Raw genomic sequence first — 1,540 nt, 5'->3', positions numbered from 1 at the left:
TCGGCATCCAGCATCCGGATGTGATCGCCGTTGATCGCCTCGGCCTTCTTTTGGTCGAAGCGCGCGGGGTTCGGGTTGACGTCGGCGATGTCGAACGCCGCGATCATCTCGTCGAGCGAGAACACGTCGCGGTCGCTCGACAGCGACCATCCGAGCAGCGACAGGTAGTTGAGCAGGCCCTCGTGGATGAAGCCCTTCTCGCGCTGCAGGAACAGGTCGGCCTGAGGGTCGCGCTTCGAGAGCTTCTTGTTGCCCGTCTCGCCGAGCACCAGCGGCATGTGACCGAAACGCGGGATGAACGTCGTGACACCGGCATCCACGAGCGCCGAATACAGCGCGAGTTGCCGGGCCGTCGAGGGCATGAGGTCTTCGCCGCGGATGACGTGGGTGATGCCCATGAGCGCGTCGTCGACGGGGTTCACGAAGGGGTACAGCGGCACTCCCCCCGCCCGCACGAGGACGAAGTCGGGGAACGACCCGGCGGGGAAGGTCACCTCGCCGCGGATGAGATCGACGTAGCTCAGGTCGTGGTCGGGCACGCGCAGGCGCCAGGCGGGCTGGCGCCCCTCGGCGCGGAACGCCGCCTTCTGCTCGTCGGTGAGATCGCGGTCGTAGTTGTCGTAGCCGAGCTGTTTCGCACGGCCGTTGGCCTCGTTGCGCGCGTCGATCTCCTCGGCGGTCGAGTAGCTCTCGTACACGGCGCCGGCGGCGATGAGCTTGTCGAGCACCTCGCGGTAGATCTCGTGGCGCTGCGACTGCCGGTACGGCGCGTGCGGTCCGCCGACCTCGACGCCCTCGTCCCAGTCGATGTTCATCCACCGCAGCGCTTCGAGCAGCTGCTGGTAGCTCTCCTCGCTGTCGCGCGCGGCATCCGTGTCTTCGATGCGGAAGACGAGCTTGCCGCCGTTGTGGCGCGCGTAGGCCCAGTTGAACAGGACGGTGCGGATGAGACCGACGTGCGGCAGCCCCGTGGGTGAGGGGCAGAAGCGGACGCGGACGTCGGCGCCGGTGGCGGTCGTGGTGCGGGGATCGGGGGTGGCAGACACCCCCCGATCCTACTCGGCGGCGCCGACCCGACCCGGGTGCCCGGGGGTCGGATGGGGATGATCCGCGAGCACCTCGTCGACGATGTGGAGAGCCGCCCCGACGGCGGGCACGCGCTCGGCCCCGCGGGCGGTGACGACGTGCAGCGTGCGCGCCTCGGCGGGAGGGAGGCGCGGCACCGCGATCCCCGCGACGAGCGGGAGGGATGCCACGGCCATCCCCGGCAGGATGGCGACGCCGACGGCCTGGGCGACGAGGTTCTCGACGGCGACGTAGTTGTCGGTCTCGAATGCGATGTCGGGCGTGAATCCGGCGCGACCGCACGCCTCGAGGAGGTGACCCCGGCACTGCGGACAGCCGGCGATCCACCGCTCCCCCACGAGCCGCGACAGGTCGACGGGGTCGCTTCCCGCGACCGGATGGTCCGCGGGAACAACGAACACCGTGTCGTCGCGGGCGACGGTGCGCACGGTCAGTCCCGTCGCGGCGGACTCCA

Annotated in this window: 2 protein-coding genes; both read right to left on the bottom strand. The window is 70.1% G+C overall.

Annotated features, from left to right (window positions below):
• Positions 1-1,046, bottom strand: a 1,046-nt coding sequence (gene gltX, locus I5G_RS10815; RefSeq protein ID WP_022879066.1) for a glutamate--tRNA ligase, incomplete at its 3' end; no start/stop codon positions are given.
• Positions 1,047-1,055: 9 nt separating this feature from the next.
• A partial coding sequence (locus tag I5G_RS21960) for a LysR substrate-binding domain-containing protein (protein ID WP_022879065.1) occupies positions 1,056-1,540 on the bottom strand: 485 nt, incomplete at its 5' end.

This window comes from Microbacterium sp. B19 (assembly GCF_000333395.1).
In the GTDB taxonomy this organism is placed as follows: domain Bacteria; phylum Actinomycetota; class Actinomycetes; order Actinomycetales; family Microbacteriaceae; genus Microbacterium.
The sequence above is the reverse complement of the archived record's forward strand: the minus strand, read 5'-3'. Positions and strand labels throughout refer to the sequence as shown.